Raw genomic sequence first — 1,348 nt, 5'->3', positions numbered from 1 at the left:
ACGACGACTTCGAGGGCGGCCGCCGTGGCCGCCGTGGCCGCTACCGCGACCGCCGTGGCCGCCGTGGCCGCGACGAGGTCGCCGAGCCGCAGGTCGCCGACGACGACGTGCTGATCCCCGTCGCGGGCATCCTCGACATCCTCGACAACTACGCGTTCATCCGGACCTCCGGCTACCTGCCGGGCCCGAACGACGTGTACGTCTCCCTCGCCCAGGTCCGCAAGAACGGCCTGCGCAAGGGTGACCACGTCACCGGCGCGGTCCGCCAGCCCAAGGAGGGCGAGCGCCGCGAGAAGTTCAACGCGCTGGTCCGCCTGGACTCCGTCAACGGCATGGCGCCCGAACACGGCCGCGGCCGACCGGAGTTCAACAAGCTGACGCCGCTCTACCCGCAGGACCGCCTCCGTCTGGAGACCGACCCGGGCGTGCTGACCACGCGGATCATCGACCTCGTGTCGCCGATCGGCAAGGGCCAGCGCGGTCTGATCGTGGCCCCGCCGAAGACCGGTAAGACCATGATCATGCAGGCGGTCGCCAACGCGATCACCCGCAACAACCCCGAGTGCCACCTGATGGTCGTCCTGGTCGACGAGCGTCCGGAAGAGGTCACCGACATGCAGCGGTCGGTCAAGGGCGAGGTCATCTCCTCGACCTTCGACCGCCCGGCCGAGGACCACACGACCGTCGCCGAGCTCGCCATCGAGCGCGCCAAGCGCCTGGTCGAGCTGGGCCACGACGTGGTCGTCCTGCTGGACTCGATCACCCGACTGGGCCGCGCCTACAACCTGGCCGCCCCGGCCTCCGGGCGCATCCTGTCCGGTGGTGTCGACTCCACGGCGCTGTACCCGCCCAAGCGCTTCTTCGGCGCCGCGCGCAACATCGAGGACGGCGGTTCGCTGACCATCCTCGCCACCGCGCTGGTGGACACCGGGTCCCGCATGGACGAGGTGATCTTCGAGGAGTTCAAGGGCACCGGCAACATGGAGCTCAAGCTCGACCGGAAGCTCGCCGACAAGCGCATCTTCCCGGCCGTCGACGTCGACGCCTCCGGCACCCGTAAGGAAGAGATCCTGCTGGGCGCCGAGGAGCTGGCGATCGTCTGGAAGCTGCGGCGCGTGCTGCACGCCCTGGACCAGCAGCAGGCCATCGAGCTGCTCCTCGACAAGATGAAGCAGTCGAAGTCGAACGCCGAGTTCCTGATGATGATCCAGAAGAACACGCCGAACCCCAGCGGCGACTGAGGACGGCGCCGGCACCGCCGGTGGCCGAAGGGCCGCCCCGCGCGATCGCGCGGGGCGGCCCTTCGCCGTGTGGGGGGCAGGGGGCGGCGCGAGAGCTTTCCCACAGC

1 protein-coding gene is annotated in these 1,348 nt (G+C 69.9%); it reads left to right on the top strand.

Going from position 1 to position 1,348, the window contains the following annotated elements; translation table 11 throughout:
* On the top strand, nucleotides 1–1,241 hold a 1,241-nt coding region (gene rho / locus HW445_RS31125), incomplete at its 5' end, for a transcription termination factor Rho (protein WP_180224128.1).
* Between the last annotated feature and the right edge of the window lie 107 nt (nucleotides 1,242–1,348).

This window comes from Streptomyces sp. UH6, assembly GCF_013421635.1.
Lineage (GTDB): Bacteria > Actinomycetota > Actinomycetes > Streptomycetales > Streptomycetaceae > Streptomyces > Streptomyces abyssomicinicus.
This window is presented reverse-complemented; position numbering and strand designations above follow the sequence as displayed.